Consider the following 16,684-nt stretch of genomic DNA (forward strand, 5'->3'; position numbering starts at 1 on the left):
CGTCAATGCGCATCCCCGGCCTCGGCAACGCCGCCGACAACCCCAAGCACGCCACGCCCGGCGACGACCCGGAGCACTATCCCCGCGCTCGCGACGGCCGCGCCCCCAACGTCATGCGGATCGGCGAATGGGTGCCGATGCGCCAGCACCGGGACGAGGACGAGGTCGACTTCGCCATCGTCGGCACCGGGGCGGGCGGCGGAACCCTGGCCTGCCGGCTCGCCGAAGGCGGCGTGTCGGTGGTGGCCTTCGATGCCGGCCCGTATTTCCGGCCCCTGGAGGACTTCGCCTCGGACGAGAGTCACCAGTCCAAACTCTACTGGACGGACGAGCGCATCGTCGACGGCGAGAACCCGCTGCAGATGGGCTCGAACAATTCCGGCAAGGCGGTGGGCGGCTCGACCGTCCACTATGCCATGGTGGCCCTGCGCTTCCGACCGGAATGGTTCAAGGCTCGCACCCTCATGGGCTACGGCGCCGACTGGCCGATCGATTGGCGGGAGATGTGGCGCTACTACGATCAGGTCGAGGACGACCTGAAGATTTCCGGACCGGTCAACTACCCCTGGGGGCCGCACCGACGGCGCTACCACCGGCGCGCGCACGAGATCAACGCCGCCGCCAAGGTGCTGGCACGGGGCGCCGAGGCGATGGGCATTGACTGGACGCCGACGCCGCTCGCCACGGTCTCGGCGCCGCACGGCGACGCGCCGCCATGCGTCTACCGGGGTTTCTGCACGCTGGGCTGCTCAACCAACGCCAAGCAGAGCGTGCTCGTGAGCTACCTGCCCCGCGCCCTGAAGGCCGGCGCGGAGATCCGCGACCTCGCAATGGTCGGGCGGATCGAGACGAGGAACGGGCGCGCCACCGGCGTCCACTACTTTCGCGAGGGGAAGTGGCGTTTCCAGCGCGCGAAGAACGTCGTCGTGGCGGGCTACGCCATCGAGACGCCCCGGCTCCTCCTGAACTCGGCGAACCAGGAGTTTCCGGACGGGCTCGCCAACTCCTCTGGCCTCGTCGGCAAGAACCTCATGGTTCAGGGTAACCAAGCGGTCTGGGGCGTCTTCGATGAGGAGATCCGCAGCTACAAGGGCCCACCCTCCCTGGCGATCAGCGAGCACTGGAACTACGACGACAAGGGCTATGGTCCCTTCGCGAAGGACTTCTTCGGCGGATACTCATACATGAGCCAAGGGCCGCTACCGCAGCTCTGGGCCAACACCCAGGCCTCAGCGCACGGCCTGTGGGGCGAGGCACTCGTCTCGGAGATGCAGCGCTACAACCACGTCGCCGGGCTCAAGGTTGTCTCCGAGTACATGCCGCAGGAGCGCAACCGGGTGACGCTCGCGGACGTGAAGGACCAGTACGGGCTCCCGGTCGCCCGGATCACCTACTCCTGGTGCGACAACGACAAGGCGCTGAACCGGCACGGGCTCAAGTTCTTGCGCGAGGCCCTGTCAGCCGCGGGCGGCCGCGAGGTCTGGGATCAGGGCGACGACACCTGTCACCTCAACGGTACCGCCCGGATGGGCTACGATCCGCGCACGTCTGTGGTCGATGCCGATTGCCGGTCCTGGGACATCCCGAACCTGTTCGTTTGCGACGGTTCGGTGTTCCCCACGACCGGCGGGGTCAACCCGTCGCTCACCATCCAGGCGATCGCCCTGCGTACCGCCGATCGTATCCACGCCACCGCGACCGGCAGGGGAGAGCGGCGTGGCTGATGTGAGATGCCCGCCCGCCGCTGGTCCCGCCCGCCGCCTAAAGGAACTGGTCCGACAGTTCATCGGACCAGTGGCACTGATCGCGCTGGGCAGCCTCGGCGGCTGCGGGGTGCTCGATCACGGCTTCATGGGGGCTGCTGGACCGGTCGCCGATAAGACCCGCAGCCTGTTCCTGCTCGCCTGCTTCATCCTGCTGTTCGTCGTCGGGCCCGTGCTGCTGCTGACGCCGATCATCGCCTGGCACTACCGCTTGTCGAACACCAAAAGCGCCTACCGGCCGAAATGGGGTTTCAACTGGTCGCTCGAAGGCCTGATCTGGATCCCGCCCGCGATCATCGTGATCGTGCTCGCGGTATTCCTGTGGCGGGACACGCATGCGCTCGATCCCTACAAGCCATTGGTATCGCCCAATCCGCCGGTCAAGGTGCAGGTCGTGGCGCTCGATTGGAAGTGGCTGTTCATCTACCCCGAGGAGGGGATCGCCAGCGTCAACGAACTCGCCTTCCCGTCCGACCGTCCGATCCATCTCAGCCTGACCAGCGCCACGGTCATGCAGTCGTTCTTCGTGCCCCAGCTCGGTGGGCAGATCTACGCGATGGCTGGCATGACGACACAGCACAACTTGGCAGCGAGCGAACCGGGCCGCTTTCGTGGTGAGAACACCCAATTCAACGGGATGGGCTTCCAGAACCAGAAATTTCCCGTGCTGGCGCAATCCGCCGACGACTACACAGCTTGGCTCGCGCGCGCCCGTGCGGGTGGCAAGACCCTCGACATGAATGCTTTCAAGGCGCTGTCCGCCCGCTCGACCCAGGCCGAACCGATCCTGTTCGGATCGGTGACGCCGGGCTTGTTCCAATCGATTGTCGCCCTGGACCATCCAGGCATCCATGCCGCCCACATGAGAGCCCGATGATGAGCGGCGACAGCCTCTGGTACGTCCTGTTCGGCCGGCTCGATGCGAAGGCGCTGCCCTTCGTGCGAGCCTGGGACGACCCCAACTTGAGCGAGTTCATCGGCGCCTTCGCAGGCGCGATGGTCGTGATCGGCGCCGTCACCCTCGCGGCATTGTTGACGTGGAAGCGCTGGTGGCGTCCGCTGTTCCTCGACTGGCTGACCAGCCTCGATCACAAGAAGATCGGCATCATGTACATCGTGCTCGCCGGTGTCATGTTCACGCGCGCGTTGATCGAGGCGGTGTTGATGCGCACGCAGCAATCGCTCGCCGTCAACGCACCCGGCATCGTGGCGCCCGAACACTTCGCCCAGCTGTTCAGCACCCATGGCAGCATCATGATTTTCTTCATGGCGATGCCGTTCCTGACGGGCTTGATCAACTACGTCGTGCCGCTACAGATCGGTGCCCGCGACGTCGCCTTCCCGCTGCTGAACTCGATCAGCCTGATGCTAACAGCTGGCGGGGCCGGCCTCGTCATGATTTCGCTCGCCATCGGCGAGTTCTCAACCGGTGGCTGGTCAGGCTACCCGCCCTACACCGAGACGGCGTACCAACCTGGCGTAGGACCCGACTACTGGATCTGGGCGCTGACTTTGTCGTCGATCGGCACGACCCTTTCAGGCCTTAACTTCGCGACAACGATCTACAAGAAGCGCTGCCCGGGCATGCATCTCCTACGCATGCCGCTCTTCTGCTGGACGTCGCTGTGCACCGCGATTCTGATGGTTTTCGCGATGCCACCGTTGACGGTTGCGACCGCCCTGCTCGCCCTCGATCGGTACCTTGGCTTCCACTTCTTCACGAACGATCTCGGCGGCAATATGATGAACTACGTAAACCTCTTCTGGCTGTTTGGCCATCCTGAGGTTTACATCGTCATCCTTCCGGCTTTTGGCATCTACTCAGAGGTGGTGTCGGCCTTCTCGTCGAAGGAACTCTATGGCTACACCTCCCTGGTCATCGCAACCATGGCCATCGGCGTCCTCTCGTTCACGGTCTGGCTTCACCATTTCTTCACGATGGGACAGAGCCCAGATGTCAATTCGTTCTTCGGAATCGCGACGATGATGATCGGCGTCCCCACCGGCGTCAAAGTCTATGATTGGATCTGGACGATGTTCCGTGGCGAGCTTCGCTTCACGCCGCCGATGCTGTTCTCGGTCGCCTTCATCATCACCTTCGTGCTCGGCGGCCTGTCCGGCATTTTGCTCGCGATCCCACCGGTGGATTTCATGGTCCATAACACCGTCTTCCTGGTCGCGCATTTCCACAACGTGCTCATCCCCGGCACGCTCTACGGCCTGATCGCCGGCTACCAGTACTGGTTTCCGAAGGCGTTCGGTTTCCGTCTGTCGGAAGGCTGGGGCAAGATCTCGTTCGTGTGTTGGGTGGTTGGTTTCTACCTCGCGTTCATGCCGCTCTACGTGCTTGGTCTTGGGGGCATGCCGCGGCGCTCCCAAGCCCTGTTCGAGCCAGACTACCGACCCTGGCTGCTTGTCGCGGTCATCGGTGCCTTCATCCTTCTCACCGGCCTCGTGACGCTGTTCGTGCAGCTTTGGGTCAGCGTCCGCGACCGCGAACACAACCGCGTTTCCGTCGGCGATCCTTGGGATGCGCGCAGCCTGGAATGGTCAGTCTCCGCCCCACCGCCTGAGTACAATTTCGCGACGATCCCGCATGTCAGCGGCCGCGATACGTTCTACCTTCGCAAGGTGCATGGGGGCGCCTACAAGCCCGCTGACCATTACCGCGGCATCGAGATGCCGAAAAACAGCTGGGTCGGGCCGCTCGTCGGCCTCGGCGGCGCGGTCTGCGCCTTCGGCCTCATCTGGCACATCTGGTGGATGGCAATGCTCGGCTTCGCGGCGATCTGGCTGCCGGTGATCGCGCGCAGCTTTGTGCGTGAGACCCACCTTTGGATCCCGGCGGCCGAGGTGGAGGCGGAGAACCGACGCTGGCTCGATCTCGCTCACGCCACCCATCCGGTGCCACGACAGCTCGAAGAGAGCCAAGCCAATCGCAGGCTCGCGAAGGTCAATCCGGCAGAGGTCGCGGCATGACCGGACCGCAGCTCCGGCACGTCGGCCTCAACCTCCAGGGTTCCAATGAACTCGAACCGGACGCGGCCGAACTCGGCCTCTACGGGTTCTGGATCTTCCTGATGAGCGACGCGGTGCTGTTCGCGCTGCTCTTCGCAGTCTACGGCACGCAGGTCGCCGCCACGGCGGGTGCACCGGGACCAGAGGCTGAGTTCAAGCTCGGCAGCGCGTTCATCGAGACGCTGATTCTGCTCACGAGTAGCTTGACCTTCGGGCTCTCGGCGATCGCGATGAAGTACGACCGCACACGGACCGGTCTCTTCGTCTGGCTGTGCCTCACCCTCGCACTCGGCCTAGCCTTCCTCGGCTTCGAGGCCAACGATTTTGCAACGATGCTTCGCGACGGCGCCACGCCGGACCGCAGCGGCTTCCTGTCGGTCTTCTTCGCGCTCGTCCCGACGCACGGCCTCCACGTCACGGCCGGCTGCATCTGGATCGCGGTGATGCTCGTCCAGGTCGCGGTCTTCGGGACGGACGCTCGCGTCAAGCTGAATCTTCTGAAGCTGGGCCTGTTCTGGCACTTCCTCGACGTCATCTGGATCGCGATCTTCTCGGTGGTCTACCTGCAGGGAACGCTCGGATGAACGTGCGCGATCAATCCAGGGGCATCGTCCTGCTGAAGGCCATCGGAGCGGCGGCTCTTCTGGGAAGCGTGCGCGTGCTGACCGGCGGTCCGAATCGGCGATCGGGGGGCTTGCGCGACGACAGGAGTCAGGTCGCCGACGAGCGTCACTCCAGGCGAAATGACCTGAGAACCTACGCCGTCGGCTACGTCCTCGCGCTACTCCTGACGGGCGCAGCTTTCGCCGTCGTAACGTGGCGATGGGCGGCGGGTGCGACAGCGCTCGGGATCATCCTCGCTCTGGCGTTGCTTCAGGCGATGGTACACTTTCGTTATTTCCTGCACGTCGACCTGAGGCGCTCGGCCCGCGATGACCTTCAGCTGATCCTGTTCTCGAGCCTCATCGTCTGCCTCATGGTGGGTGGCACCCTCGTCGTTCTCTTCAACCTGCGCATCCGGATGATGTAGCCGATCGCGGTGCCACCCGGGCATTCTACCGAAGGCGCTGCGGTGGCTTCGAGGCCTTGGCGATCGATAGCGTGCCGAGCAGCGCCGCGCCGAGCGCGGCGGCGATGCCAAGCTTCAGCCAGCGCGGGTCGGCGGCCGGCACGGTGGTCAGCGCGCGGTCGTCGAAGCGTCCATGCGCGCCCGGATCGGTGTCGACGGGACCGTACAGGTTGTCCGGCCGCCCTTCGAGCGCCGCTTGGCTCGTCATCTCGCCGCGATAGCCGTGCCGCGCGAGGTACCCGTCGATCCAGCCCGGAATGATCATGTTGCCGATGATCGCCTTCCAGGTCGGGAAGCCGATCCAGAGTTCGCGCGGCGAGGTGTGGGCGGCGCGATAGACGTGACGGGCGATGGCCTCGGGCTGATAGATCGGCGGCACCGGTTCCAGCCGACGCGGCATGCGGGTGCGTGCCCAGTCGAATTGGGGCGTGTTCACCGCCGGCAGCTGCACCATCGTCAACCGCACCCGACTGCCATCGTGCAGCAGCTCGCTGCGCAGGCTGTCGAGGAAGCCGCGCACGGCGGCCTTGGCCGCGCAGTAGCTCGATTGCAGCGGAATCGAACGGTACGCCAGGGCCGAGCCGATGCAAACGATGGCACCATAATCTCGCGCCTGCATGTGCTTCAGCGCGGCGAGCGTGCCGTAGACCTGTCCGAGATAAGTGACCTCGGTCGCCCGCCTGTACTCCTCCGGAAAGGTCTGCTGCACGGGGGCGTAGATCGTCACCATCGCGACGTTGATCCAAACGTCGATACCGCCGAACTCCCTTACCGTCTCGTCCGCCGCTCTCATGACGGCATCGGCATCAGCGACGTCGACCTGATGGGCCAGCGCACGTCCCCCTGCGCGCTCGATGTCCCGCACCGTTCCCCTCAACCCCGCCTCGCCACGCGCCAGCACCGATACGTTCCAGCGGTGCCGGGCGAATTCGTGTGCGATCGCCCGTCCCACCCCAGCGCTGGCACCAGTTATCACCACGGTGGGACGGCGGTCGGCTCTACTCTCTTGGTTCATCGATTGCTCACTGGGGTTGACGTGGACATATTCCTATCCACGCATGATCAACGCCCAGGTCTACATAGCGTTCGCATAGTATGAACGCGATGACGGTTCAATTCGACATGGAATGTACCCAGGCCGCCTGAAATCTCAGCCGGCGAGCTGGCACGGTGGCATAGAATACGGGCTGAATATCCGCACGAAGCCGTCGCGTTCGTTCGAGCGATTCGACGCAACGCGCCACGGGTTAAGGCGGGAGGAGGGACATGGGTGGCAGCTCACCCCGTGGCACGTGCAACGAGCGAAGCGTTCGGCTCCGAAACGTTGATACGGCGAGCGCGGAACTGCCAGAACAGGATCAGGCTCGCTATGGCGGCGTAGAGGCACCAGACCGACGTGAAGGCGTAGCCCTTAGCGATGAGGGTCGCGATCACACCTACGAAATTGAGCGAACCGAACCATCGCACCACTCTATGGCTCGACAAGATCAATGCGCCACAGGTAGCCAGAACGTACAGCACAGCCACCCCGGACAGGGCGGTGCCGGGATTGTCGTAGTGGATCGAGTGTCGTTCGATGCAGGCCGTGCTCGGATAGACGATGAGGCCACGGAACACGAAGGCGGCGAGGGCCGCTCCAAGGAGCGTCAAGCCCGCGATCAGCCAACGCCGGCGCCCAGGCGGCTCCATGAGGAGCACTGCGAGTGGCATCAGAAGAGGCAGGATGCCCTGCGCGTAGAGCATGTACAGGAAGACGAGGTGTCCTTGGGCCTCCGGTCTGATTTGACCCTCCAAGCCGAGCCAGATGAATCCCTCCGTAAATTGGTGGAGGGCGAAGAATATAGGTGTTGCCGCGAACAGGACGGCGCGAGGTTGTTGGACATGCGCGAGGGTCGCGACGCCGATGAGCGCGATCACTCCGCTGGCGATGAAATCGACCTCTGGCGAAAAACACATAAGCGGAAACCTGAACTCGAAGACCCTCGAAGAGCCTCCGTGCGGAGGGCATCGCATTTGGTCAAGGTGTGTTCGTTGCCGGAGCGCAACTGAACGATGGATCACCCGGCACACGCAGCGACAGCGGCTCTCTCGCTGCCAATGTCGTTCGCCACAGCGGTGTAAGAAGTGCGCGACCCCTCAGGTGGCGCCGCGCATCCGGCTCATGGGCTGGCTGGTGCCGGATGCACTACAGCTAGCAGCAACTGCACAACCAAAAACTTGCATACACGTGGGCGACATACGAATTCGGCGCCAATACTTCGAGAACGTGCATGGGCTGCAGACCATTAAAGGGGCGATCCCAGGCAGACGTGAGTCACACTAGCGGAGTGGTCCTGACTACGGCGAGGACGCTTTTACCGGATATAAAATTCGAGGCTGCGCTGGTTGAAATCTGGTTCGGCACCCGCTCATTCGCTCGTGAAAGGGGCCTGAGCGACGCTTCACGTCCGGTTTCGGGAACTAACCGCCCGCGATTGTATGGCGAGGCTGGGCGCCAAGCCGAATGTCCGGGCTCGCGCGCGACGGAAATCCGGCGTGACGGAGTCTGGCCGAAAACGGCTGGGCCGCTTGAGAATAAGCCCATCAAAAAAGTGGACAGCCTCCCATTGACCCCGGTTTACTCGATGACCTCGACGACACGGCGCGTGCTCGGGTCAACGAGCACGGGCTGGTCGTTGACGACGGTGTAGTTGTAGTTCGGCAGGGCGAACTCGGTGGGCACGTCGTAGTAGACAACACCGTCCTCAGGCAGAATGGTCCCGACCCGGACGGGACGAGCGTAGGTGAAGGACGGACGCCGCTCGCCGAGCGCATAGACCCGGAAGCGCGCGCGGCAATCGACGCCGAGGATGCCGTTGGCCGTGCCGACCGCCGCGCCGACCGCGCCGCCGACGACGGCCCCGAGGGGACCGGTGATCATCTCACCCCGGTTGGCCCCCTCTTGCGCGCCCCCGCTCCAGGCCCTGAGCCTGGGCGGAAGCCGCCCAGGCCAACGTCACCGCCGCAACGGTGAGCCCGACATTCCATACCATCGTCTCTTTTCCCGAGTACCGAGGGTCCAACCCCATCGAGATTTACTCGCCTCGGATAGTTAACGACCGCCAGTGACGACGCGCAGGGGCGCGGCGGCGAGGTCGGCCGTCGAGCCTACGGTGTCCTTGAAGCCGCTGCCGACGTTCGAGAGGTGCTCACCGTAGGTCTCGCGCGTCTGCGGGTCGACGATGGCCACCGGTGCGGCCACCGCCAATGCGGCTCCGGTCGCGATGGTGGAGGCAGCGCCAGCGGCCGTGCTCACAAGCCGGTCGCCGATGCCGACCTGCCCGTCCGAGATCGGCTGCCCGTCCGCGAGGCGCTTGCCCAGCAGCGCGACGACCTCGCCCGAGGCAAACTTGCCGTGGTTGAGCGGGTCGTCGCCCTTCACGGTCGACAGGTTCAGCACACCGATGTTCTGACGCTCCAGCTCGGACCGGTACGGCTCGGCGGTCGGGTCGATGGCCCCCAGCCGCACGCTGTCGCCCCACACCAACCGCGAGACCGCGAGTGCTTGGTCGTCGCCGGACACCATCAGCGTCAGCCGCGGCCGGTCCGGCCCCATGTCGCGGAACGCCTCACGGGCGAGGTCCATGTCGACGTCGGGCGCGGCCAGGATGACGTTGCGGATCTTCGGCGCCACGCGCCGGTCGCGGATCGCCATCTGCCGCAGGCTCTCCAGGGTCAGCCAGTTCCCCATGGAGTGGGCGAGTACGGTGACATCGCCGACATTCGGGTCTTTGGCCAGATCCCGCAGCAGGGTCTCTAGGCCGTTTCGGGAGAAGTTGGTGCTCTCCCGGTCGTAGCCGTAGGCGAGCACACTGCCCTTGGACGGCCACGTGAACAGGACCGGGGCGACCTCGGCGCTGGAATCATGGACGATCTGCGCGAACCGGAAGACGGCGTCCTCGAACTTGTTGTTGAAGCCGTGCACGAACACCAGCACGTGGCGCTTGGCTCCGCGGCGGACGGCGCGACCGGTCCAGGCCGCGACCTTCGCGCGGTCGACGGGCTCGGCGCGCAGGGCGACGAAGTCGGTAGCGGGATTGCCCGGCAGGGACTTCGGCCACTGGACCGAGCCGGGCTGGCGCGTGGCATCGGGCGGGATCGAGACAGCGAGGTCGGTGTAGGTCACCGCATCGCCGCGTTCTCCAGAGAACAGCACGCCGCGGTCTGTCGCGGACTTGCGGGTCGTTGCAACCAGCATGTCCACGCGCGACGTACCTGGAAGAGGCTCGACGGCAGAGATGGGGAGCAGAACCCCCGTCGGGCGGCCGGCACAGGCTGGCAGCGACAGGACCAGCAAGGCGACCAAGGCCGTGCGCAAGGCTTTGTTACTCGGTTCCGCCACCTGCGCCATCCACACATGCTTCATGCAAACCGTGACGGACGTCGCTTCACGAACCGTCAAGGTCCGAGCGCACTAACGGGTGATTGCGGCATCAGGCGGGCTTCGGGCCCTCAGTTGTCTAAGGAGACGCGAGGACGATGCGGACCTTCTTGGCCGGAGCAGATTGCGTGCGCGGCGGGACAGCCTCAACCTCGATCTCGGCGGGGACCTCGACTGACTTCCCGGAGCCGCGGAGCGCAGGATCTGTCCCGGCGGTCGATGGAGCGACGGCCAGGATGGACAGTGCGAGGGCGGCGAGGACTGACTTCAAGGCGACGGCCCAAGACTTGACTGTGTACTCAGCAGATAATGGCCAAGCTGAACGTCGGTTCCACCGTCACGCCGTCAGGCCGCTCGCACTGTGTTGGACGAGCTCGCCCCTGGGGACGAGCCGGCGGCGACGGCGAGGCAGGCGTCCACGGCCTCGCGCAGCGACGACACGTAGGCATCCGCGCCGACCTCCCGGCCCAGCGCTGCGTCCGTCAAGACCTTCTCGCCCACCGGCCACAGCCCCACCAGCACGGGGATGCCCGGTGCGCGTCGCTTCAGCCGCTCCAGCAGGTAGCGCAGGTGCGAGGGGTTCCCGGTGATGTCGAGATAGGAGACGCACACCATCGCCACACCCGTGAGGTCGAGCTCACGGATGCCCTCGCGCGAGGCGGACTGGTACGGGGTCACGCGCGCGCCAAGCCCATGCTTGCGCAGCAGCTGAGCCAGCATCGCCGAGGAGGCCTCGTCGAGGGGACCGCGCCCGGCTAGGCACAGCACGGGAGCCTCGCCTTGCCATGCCTCCGGTAGCGCATCCCGCGGCGGGGCTTGCGCCGGCACCGCCTCGGTTTTTGGATGCGCCCGCTCGGCTAGGGTCGGCGTGTCGCTTGGGTTGATCTCGCTCGCCCTCACGGCTGGCTCGGCATCGACGTGATCCTCGAAGTCCTCCACCAGGGATCGTGCCGAGGCTCGGATGTTGTCGAGCTGAGCGGGGGTGACGACCCCGCGCGCGAAATCGTTGGCGGCGAGCTGCAGTCCCTTCAGAGCCACCTCGTCGTAGTACGAGGACAGGGAGCGCTCCTTGAGCATGCCCTCGGCGACGTCTCGCACCTCGTCGGGGTCGCCGGCGAGCATGCGCTGATAGAAGTTCTCCACCGGGGTCAGCGGCGGCCGGTCGCCGAGCAGCACGTCGAAGAACTCCAAACTGTCGACGTGGCGGCCGAGCACCACGAGGCAGACGGTGAACGGCGTGGCCAGGATCAGCCCGATGGGCCCCCACAGGAACCCCCAGAACAGGGTCGAGACGATCACTGCGAAGGGCGAAAGCCCGGTGGAATGGCCGTAGAGCAGCGGCTCGACCACCTGCCCGAACACTGGCTCGGCGATCAGGAACAGGGCGGCGGTCGCGATCACCATCGACCAGCCCGGATCGACGGCGGCCGCTAGCGCCACCGGGAACACCCCCGAGACGATGGCGCCGATGTACGGGATGAACCGCATGATGGCGGAGAGCACGCCCCACAAGAGAGGATTCGGTACGCCGATGAACCACAGCCCGACGCCGACGATGACGCCGAAGGCCGCGTTCATACCGAGCTGGGCCAGGAAGTAGGTGCCGAGCCGGCCGGCCGCGTCGTCCATGGCCACCGTCGTGCGGTGCAGATCGCTCGATCCGAACAGGCGGATCATGCGGTTGCGCAGGTCCTCGCGCTGTAGCAGCAGGAATACGACGACGACGAGGACGATGCCGACGTCGGTCAGCGGCGAGACGACCGGGCCGAGGACTTTCTCCGCCAACGCCAGCGGCGAGGGCTCGGGCTCTTGAACCCGCACGAGCTGCGCCTTCGGCGTGTCGCCAGCGGGGCCTGTCTCGGCCGTCGTGCCGGCGGCGTCGGCCTTCTGCGTGACGTCTTGGACCTGATGATTGAATTTCTGGAGGAGCTTGTTGGCCTCGCCGAGCCAGCCCTGCTGCAGTCCAGCGAACTTCTTCTGCACCGTTGTCTGGTACTGCGGCAGATTGCCGGCGAGGCCCGCGACCTGGGTGCCGATCACCGCGCCGATGCCGCCGAGTACGGCCAGCGCCAGCAGGACCGCGACGATGACCGAGGGCACGCGCCCGAGCTTGATCCGCCGCAGCAGGTTGACGACCGGCGCCAGGACGAAGCTGAGCAGGATGGCCAGCACCAGCGGGACGAACACCTCGCGACCGAAATACAGCGCGGCGATCAGCACGACACCGACGGCGAGGGTCAAGAGGCCGCGCAGGCCCGGCACGAGCGGCGGCGGGACTTGGGCAGGCTGCTTCGGGGCGCCCGTAGTGTCGGTCGGCATACGCTGAACTCCTCGACGCGGGCCGGTGCGCCGCGTGTTCCTCCTAACGTCGTCGGCCTCGTTTCGTCCCGTCACGCCTTCCCGCCTGGGGAACGAGGGCATGGCGGACATCTTGCCAGGACAGCACCGTCTCAGGTGGAGATCCGGCCATGCGCATCCGTTGCGGCTACACCGTCGCCCTCGATACCTTTGCTCCGACCCCGATGGTGCTGCTGCTCAACGTGCGCCCCGAGCGTCAGCCAGACCTTCTGAGCCGCGAGGTCATCGCGTTCGACCCACCGGTCCAGCCAAGACAGTTCCGCGACACGTTCGGCAATGTCGCCACCCGCATCCTCGTCCCAGCTGGGCGCATCACCATGTCGGCGGACTTCGAGATCGAGGATCACGGTCGCCCTGACGACCACGCGCCGGACGCCCGGCAGATCCCGGTGCGGGACCTACCGGACGAGGCGCTGCCGTTCCTGCTCGGCTCGCGCTACTGCGACACCGACAAGCTCTCGCAGGCCGCCTGGGACCAGTTCGGCTCGACGCCCGAGGGCTGGGGGCGCGTCCAGGCCATCGTCGACTACGCGCACGGCCGCCTGCGCTTCGACTACATGCAGGCCGACGCGACCCGCAGCGCCTTCGACGGCCACGCCCAGCAGATCGGCGTGTGCCGAGATTTCGCCCACCTGGCCATCACGCTGTGCCGGTGCATGAACATCCCGGCGCGCTACGCGACTGGCTACCTCGGCGACATCGGCGTGCCGAAGGACCCGGCGCCGATGGACTTCTCGGCGTGGTTCGACGTCTACCTCGACGGGCCGGCGGGACCGCGCTGGTACACGTTCGACGCCCGGCACAACCGACCGCGGATCGGCCGCATCGTCATGGCCTACGGCCGCGACGCCACGGATTGCGCGATCACCACGAGCTTCGGCCCCTCGCCGTTGGCTAGGTTCACGGTGCATACGGACGAGGTCGAACCAGGCTGAGCAAGCTGGGTGATGCCTGACCGGGGAGTGCCTGACGGCGCTTGAGGTCGCAGCAATCGCCCTCGGCTTGCGGCCGCTGACCACTCCGCGTCACGACCGCACGGCTCAGGCCTGGGGGCCAGCGTCACCGCCTCGCGGGCGATCCAACGACAGCCTCAGTCGAACGACGCCGCGGTGGCTACTGATCTCTGCGCCCGCCACGGTGGGACGCGGTAATGGTTCGCGTCGACGTCGTTCACGAATGGGCGATTGCTCGCGGGCTGCCGTGTTTCCAAGCTATAGCCACGGAGACGCCACCGGAAATTTCATGGTCCCCACCGGCTACGATCCCGCATTCGTCGCGCTGTCCCTCGCCATCGCGGTGTTTGCCTCCTACACGGCGCTCGACTTGGGTGGACGCGTCCGGGGGGCGGCCGCCGGCCTGCGCTGGGCATGGGTCGCGGCAGCCTCGCTCGCCATGGGTGGCGGCATCTGGGCGATGCACTTCGTCGGCATGCTCGCGTTCGAGATGGGCATGCCGGCGGCCTACGACTTCCGGACGACCGTCGCGTCGCTGGTGCTCGCCATCGCCGCCACCGGGGCCGCCTTCTCGTGGGTCAGCCGCCCGGCCGCCGGACCGCGCGACGTCCTGATCAGCGGTCCCCTGATGGGTGTCGGCGTCGCGGGCATGCACTACACCGGCATGGCGGCAATGCGGGTGCCGGGTAACTTCGCCTACAGCCTGCCTGTGGTCGCCGCATCGGTAGCCATCGCCGTGACCGCAGCGACCGCCGCGCTGTGGTTGACCTTCCGGCAGAACAGCGTCTGGCAAAAGCTCGCGGCCGCCGTAGTCATGGGTCTCGCGGTCGCGGGCATGCACTACACCGGCATGGCCGCGGCGACCTTCACCGCGGAGGATCTCGGAGCGCACGCCGCTCACGCCGCGGGCGTCAGCGTCAGCCAGCAAAACCTCGCCCTATACGTCTCCGGCGCGACCTTCACGATCCTGTTCATGGCCATCGTGGCGGCGTCGTTCGACCAGCAGCGGGTGCAGCGCGACATCCATGCCAGCGAAGGCCGCTTCCGCGCGGCGGCTGAGGCGGTCGGCGATATCATCTGGACCGCCGACGCCAGCGGCGCGATGACCGGGCCTCAGCCATACTGGCAAGCCTACACCGGTCAGTCCGAGGCCGAGTGCCAGGGCACCGGATGGGCGAAGGCCGTGCACCCCGACGACGTCGAGGCGACGAAGGCGGCGTGGCGCGAGGCTGTGGCGGCGGACCGGGGCTACGAACTCCAGCATCGCGTGCGCAACCGAGACGGTGCGTATCGGCTGTTCACGGTCAAGGGGCGCCCAGTGCGCAACGCGGATGGGACGATCCGCGAGTGGGTCGGCGTCCACGCCGACATCACCGAACGCGAAGCCTTTGAGACCGCCCTACGTGAGGCCAGGGATGAGGCCGAGGAGCATAGCCGCGCCAAGAGCCAGTTCCTGGCCAACATGAGCCACGAGCTGCGCACGCCGCTGTCGGCGGTGATCGGCTACTCGGAGATGCTGGAGGAGGAGGCCGAGGAACTCGGTCAGGACAGCCTTCTGAAGGACCTCGGCAAGATCAAGTCGAACGCCCAGCACCTGCTCGGGCTGATCAACGATGTGCTCGACCTGTCCAAGGTCGAGGCCGAGAAGATGGACCTATACCTGGAGGACATCGACGTCGCGGAGTTCGTGCGCGACGCCGCCGGGACGGTCGATGCGCTGGTCGCGAAGAAGGGCAACCGCCTCGTGGTCGCGGTTTCCGAAGATGTGGGACTGGCACGCACGGACGCGGTGAAGCTGCGCCAGTGTGTGTTCAACCTGCTCTCGAATGCGGCCAAGTTCACCGAGAACGGTACCATCACCCTCGGGGTCGCCCGCGAGGCAGGCGTCGGCGGCGGCTGGCTCCGCTTTACCGTGGAGGACACCGGCATCGGCATGAGCCCTGAGCAAGTTGGGCGCCTGTTCGAGCGTTTCACCCAGGCCGACGAGAGCACCACGCGCAATTACGGTGGCACCGGTCTTGGGCTGGCCCTGAGCCGTGCATTCGCCCAGCTTCTCGGTGGCGACATCACGGTGACCAGTATCGAGGGTCGGGGCACGTGCTTCGCCCTCGTCGTGCCGGCGAAGCTTCCGGAGGTGCCCGACGAGGGCGTCGCAGCCGAGCCTGCGCATGAGGAAGGGCACGGCGAGCCGGGGCGCGGCCTCGTGCTGGTCATCGATGACGAGGCGAGCCAGCGCGAATTAATGACCCGCTTCCTCGCCCGGCAGGGGTTCTCGGTGCGCACGGCCTCAGACGGTAAGACAGGTCTGGAGTTGGCCCGCAGCCTGACGCCGCGGGTGATCCTGCTCGACGTGATGATGCCGGACGTGGACGGCTGGACGGTGCTGGCGACCCTGAAGAGCGAGGACGCCACGCGAGACATCCCGGTGGTCATGGTAAGCTTCGTGGCAGACGCGGCGCTGAGTGCGTCCCTCGGTGCGGCGGAGGCGTTGCCGAAGCCGGTGGACTGGGGACGGCTCAAGGGCGTCCTCGACCGGGTCGGACGCGGTGCCGGCGACATCCTCGTTGTCGACGACGACGCCGACATGCGGGCACGCCTCCGGAGCGTCCTCGAACGCAACGGCTGGTCGGTGCGCGAGGCCGGTGACGGGGCCGAGGCCCTTCGGCGTATGGCCGAGGATAGGCCCCGGCTGGTGTTGCTCGACCTGACGATGCCCGTGATGGATGGGTTCACGTTCCTGCGCGAGATGCGGGGGCAGCCAGGCTGCGAAGAGATCCCGGTCGTCGTCCTCAGCGCGCGAGATGTTTCGGGCGAAGAGCGCCGCAGGCTGGACGGGGCGGACAGAGTGCTGCGCAAGGGTGACGCCAGCCTCCAGGACCTCGCGGCCGAGGTTGACCGGCTCGGCCACGGTTCGGAACGCCAAGGCACCCCGCAGGCTTCGGCCTGACCGAACGCCGCCGCGTTGGCTCCATCATCGTTCGCGAAGTGTCCCATAGGCGCTGAATACAGGGAGAGCCATGTCCCACGTTCTCTCGGGCGGCCTAGGCGCGCCTGAGACTGGTGTTGACCGGCTCCGAGGTCGACAGCCCTGACGGGTCAGGGG

At 66.2% G+C, this 16,684-nt stretch carries 11 protein-coding genes and 1 pseudogene; 7 read left to right on the top strand and 5 right to left on the bottom strand.

The window, feature by feature from the left end:
- The first annotated feature begins 5 nt into the window (after positions 1-5).
- The 5 genes from MMSR116_RS06395 to MMSR116_RS06415 are packed head-to-tail and all read left to right on the top strand — an operon-like array spanning position 6 to position 5,811.
- Positions 6-1,724, top strand: a complete 1,719-nt coding sequence (locus MMSR116_RS06395) for a GMC family oxidoreductase (protein WP_010683336.1) — start codon at positions 6-8, stop codon at positions 1,722-1,724.
- Positions 1,717-2,640, top strand: coding sequence for a COX aromatic rich motif-containing protein (locus MMSR116_RS06400; RefSeq protein WP_010683337.1), 924 nt, complete (start codon positions 1,717-1,719; stop codon positions 2,638-2,640). Before MMSR116_RS06395 ends, MMSR116_RS06400 begins: the two co-directional genes overlap by 8 nt.
- Entirely contained in the window at positions 2,637-4,742 is a 2,106-nt protein-coding gene (locus MMSR116_RS06405) for a cbb3-type cytochrome c oxidase subunit I (RefSeq protein WP_106428238.1), read from the top strand. Before MMSR116_RS06400 ends, MMSR116_RS06405 begins: the two co-directional genes overlap by 4 nt.
- The gene (locus tag MMSR116_RS06410; protein ID WP_010683339.1) at positions 4,739-5,365 is read left to right on the top strand and encodes a cytochrome c oxidase subunit 3; all 627 of its coding nucleotides are present in this window, start codon (positions 4,739-4,741) and stop codon (positions 5,363-5,365) included. Before MMSR116_RS06405 ends, MMSR116_RS06410 begins: the two co-directional genes overlap by 4 nt.
- Positions 5,362-5,811 (top strand): cytochrome o ubiquinol oxidase subunit IV, encoded by a 450-nt coding sequence (locus MMSR116_RS06415; RefSeq protein WP_010683340.1) that lies wholly within the window; start codon positions 5,362-5,364, stop codon positions 5,809-5,811. Before MMSR116_RS06410 ends, MMSR116_RS06415 begins: the two co-directional genes overlap by 4 nt.
- Positions 5,812-5,836: 25 nt before the next feature.
- Here MMSR116_RS06415 and MMSR116_RS06420 read toward each other — a convergent pair whose 3' ends face one another.
- The 5 genes and pseudogenes from MMSR116_RS06420 to MMSR116_RS06440 all read right to left on the bottom strand — a co-directional run bounded on the left by MMSR116_RS06420 (position 5,837) and on the right by MMSR116_RS06440 (position 12,589).
- Positions 5,837-6,865 (bottom strand): SDR family oxidoreductase, encoded by a 1,029-nt coding sequence (locus MMSR116_RS06420; protein ID WP_010683341.1) that lies wholly within the window; start codon positions 6,863-6,865, stop codon positions 5,837-5,839.
- Between the two features lie 263 nt (positions 6,866-7,128).
- Entirely contained in the window at positions 7,129-7,806 is a 678-nt protein-coding gene (locus MMSR116_RS06425) for a DUF6629 family protein (RefSeq protein ID WP_010683342.1), read from the bottom strand.
- A 661-nt stretch (positions 7,807-8,467) separates the two neighbouring features.
- Positions 8,468-8,882, bottom strand: a pseudogene (locus MMSR116_RS06430) (DUF1236 domain-containing protein).
- Between the two features lie 59 nt (positions 8,883-8,941).
- Positions 8,942-10,255: an alpha/beta fold hydrolase gene (locus MMSR116_RS06435; RefSeq protein ID WP_010683346.1), complete on the bottom strand. Its 1,314-nt coding sequence runs from the start codon at positions 10,253-10,255 to the stop codon at positions 8,942-8,944.
- A gap of 360 nt (positions 10,256-10,615) precedes the next feature.
- Positions 10,616-12,589 (bottom strand): AI-2E family transporter, encoded by a 1,974-nt coding sequence (locus MMSR116_RS06440; RefSeq protein ID WP_010683348.1) that lies wholly within the window; start codon positions 12,587-12,589, stop codon positions 10,616-10,618.
- Between the two features lie 149 nt (positions 12,590-12,738).
- On the opposite strand from MMSR116_RS06440, the gene MMSR116_RS06445 reads away from it, so the two are divergent.
- On the top strand, positions 12,739-13,563 hold the full coding sequence (locus MMSR116_RS06445) for a transglutaminase-like domain-containing protein (RefSeq protein ID WP_010683349.1): 825 nt from the start codon (positions 12,739-12,741) through the stop codon (positions 13,561-13,563).
- Between the two features lie 307 nt (positions 13,564-13,870).
- A complete protein-coding gene (locus MMSR116_RS06450) occupies positions 13,871-16,528 on the top strand; it encodes an MHYT domain-containing protein (protein WP_010683350.1) in 2,658 nt (885 codons plus the stop codon).
- Positions 16,529-16,684 lie beyond the last annotated feature (156 nt).

The sequence above is a fragment of the Methylobacterium mesophilicum SR1.6/6 genome (assembly GCF_000364445.2).
Lineage (GTDB): Bacteria > Pseudomonadota > Alphaproteobacteria > Rhizobiales > Beijerinckiaceae > Methylobacterium > Methylobacterium mesophilicum_A.

Excerpts from the sequence above, each read along its gene's own strand:
- MMSR116_RS06450 (WP_010683350.1), top strand. The coding sequence starts at position 13,871 with ATGGTCCCCACCGGCTACGATCCCGCATTCGTCGCGCTGTCCCTCGCC.
- MMSR116_RS06405 (WP_106428238.1), top strand. The coding sequence starts at position 2,637 with ATGATGAGCGGCGACAGCCTCTGGTACGTCCTGTTCGGCCGGCTCGAT.
- MMSR116_RS06425 (WP_010683342.1), bottom strand. The coding sequence starts at position 7,806 with ATGTGTTTTTCGCCAGAGGTCGATTTCATCGCCAGCGGAGTGATCGCG.
- MMSR116_RS06395 (WP_010683336.1), top strand. The coding sequence starts at position 6 with ATGCGCATCCCCGGCCTCGGCAACGCCGCCGACAACCCCAAGCACGCC.
- MMSR116_RS06410 (WP_010683339.1), top strand. The coding sequence starts at position 4,739 with ATGACCGGACCGCAGCTCCGGCACGTCGGCCTCAACCTCCAGGGTTCC.
- MMSR116_RS06435 (WP_010683346.1), bottom strand. The coding sequence starts at position 10,255 with ATGAAGCATGTGTGGATGGCGCAGGTGGCGGAACCGAGTAACAAAGCC.
- MMSR116_RS06415 (WP_010683340.1), top strand. The coding sequence starts at position 5,362 with ATGAACGTGCGCGATCAATCCAGGGGCATCGTCCTGCTGAAGGCCATC.
- MMSR116_RS06445 (WP_010683349.1), top strand. The coding sequence starts at position 12,739 with ATGCGCATCCGTTGCGGCTACACCGTCGCCCTCGATACCTTTGCTCCG.
- MMSR116_RS06440 (WP_010683348.1), bottom strand. The coding sequence starts at position 12,589 with ATGCCGACCGACACTACGGGCGCCCCGAAGCAGCCTGCCCAAGTCCCG.
- MMSR116_RS06420 (WP_010683341.1), bottom strand. The coding sequence starts at position 6,865 with ATGAACCAAGAGAGTAGAGCCGACCGCCGTCCCACCGTGGTGATAACT.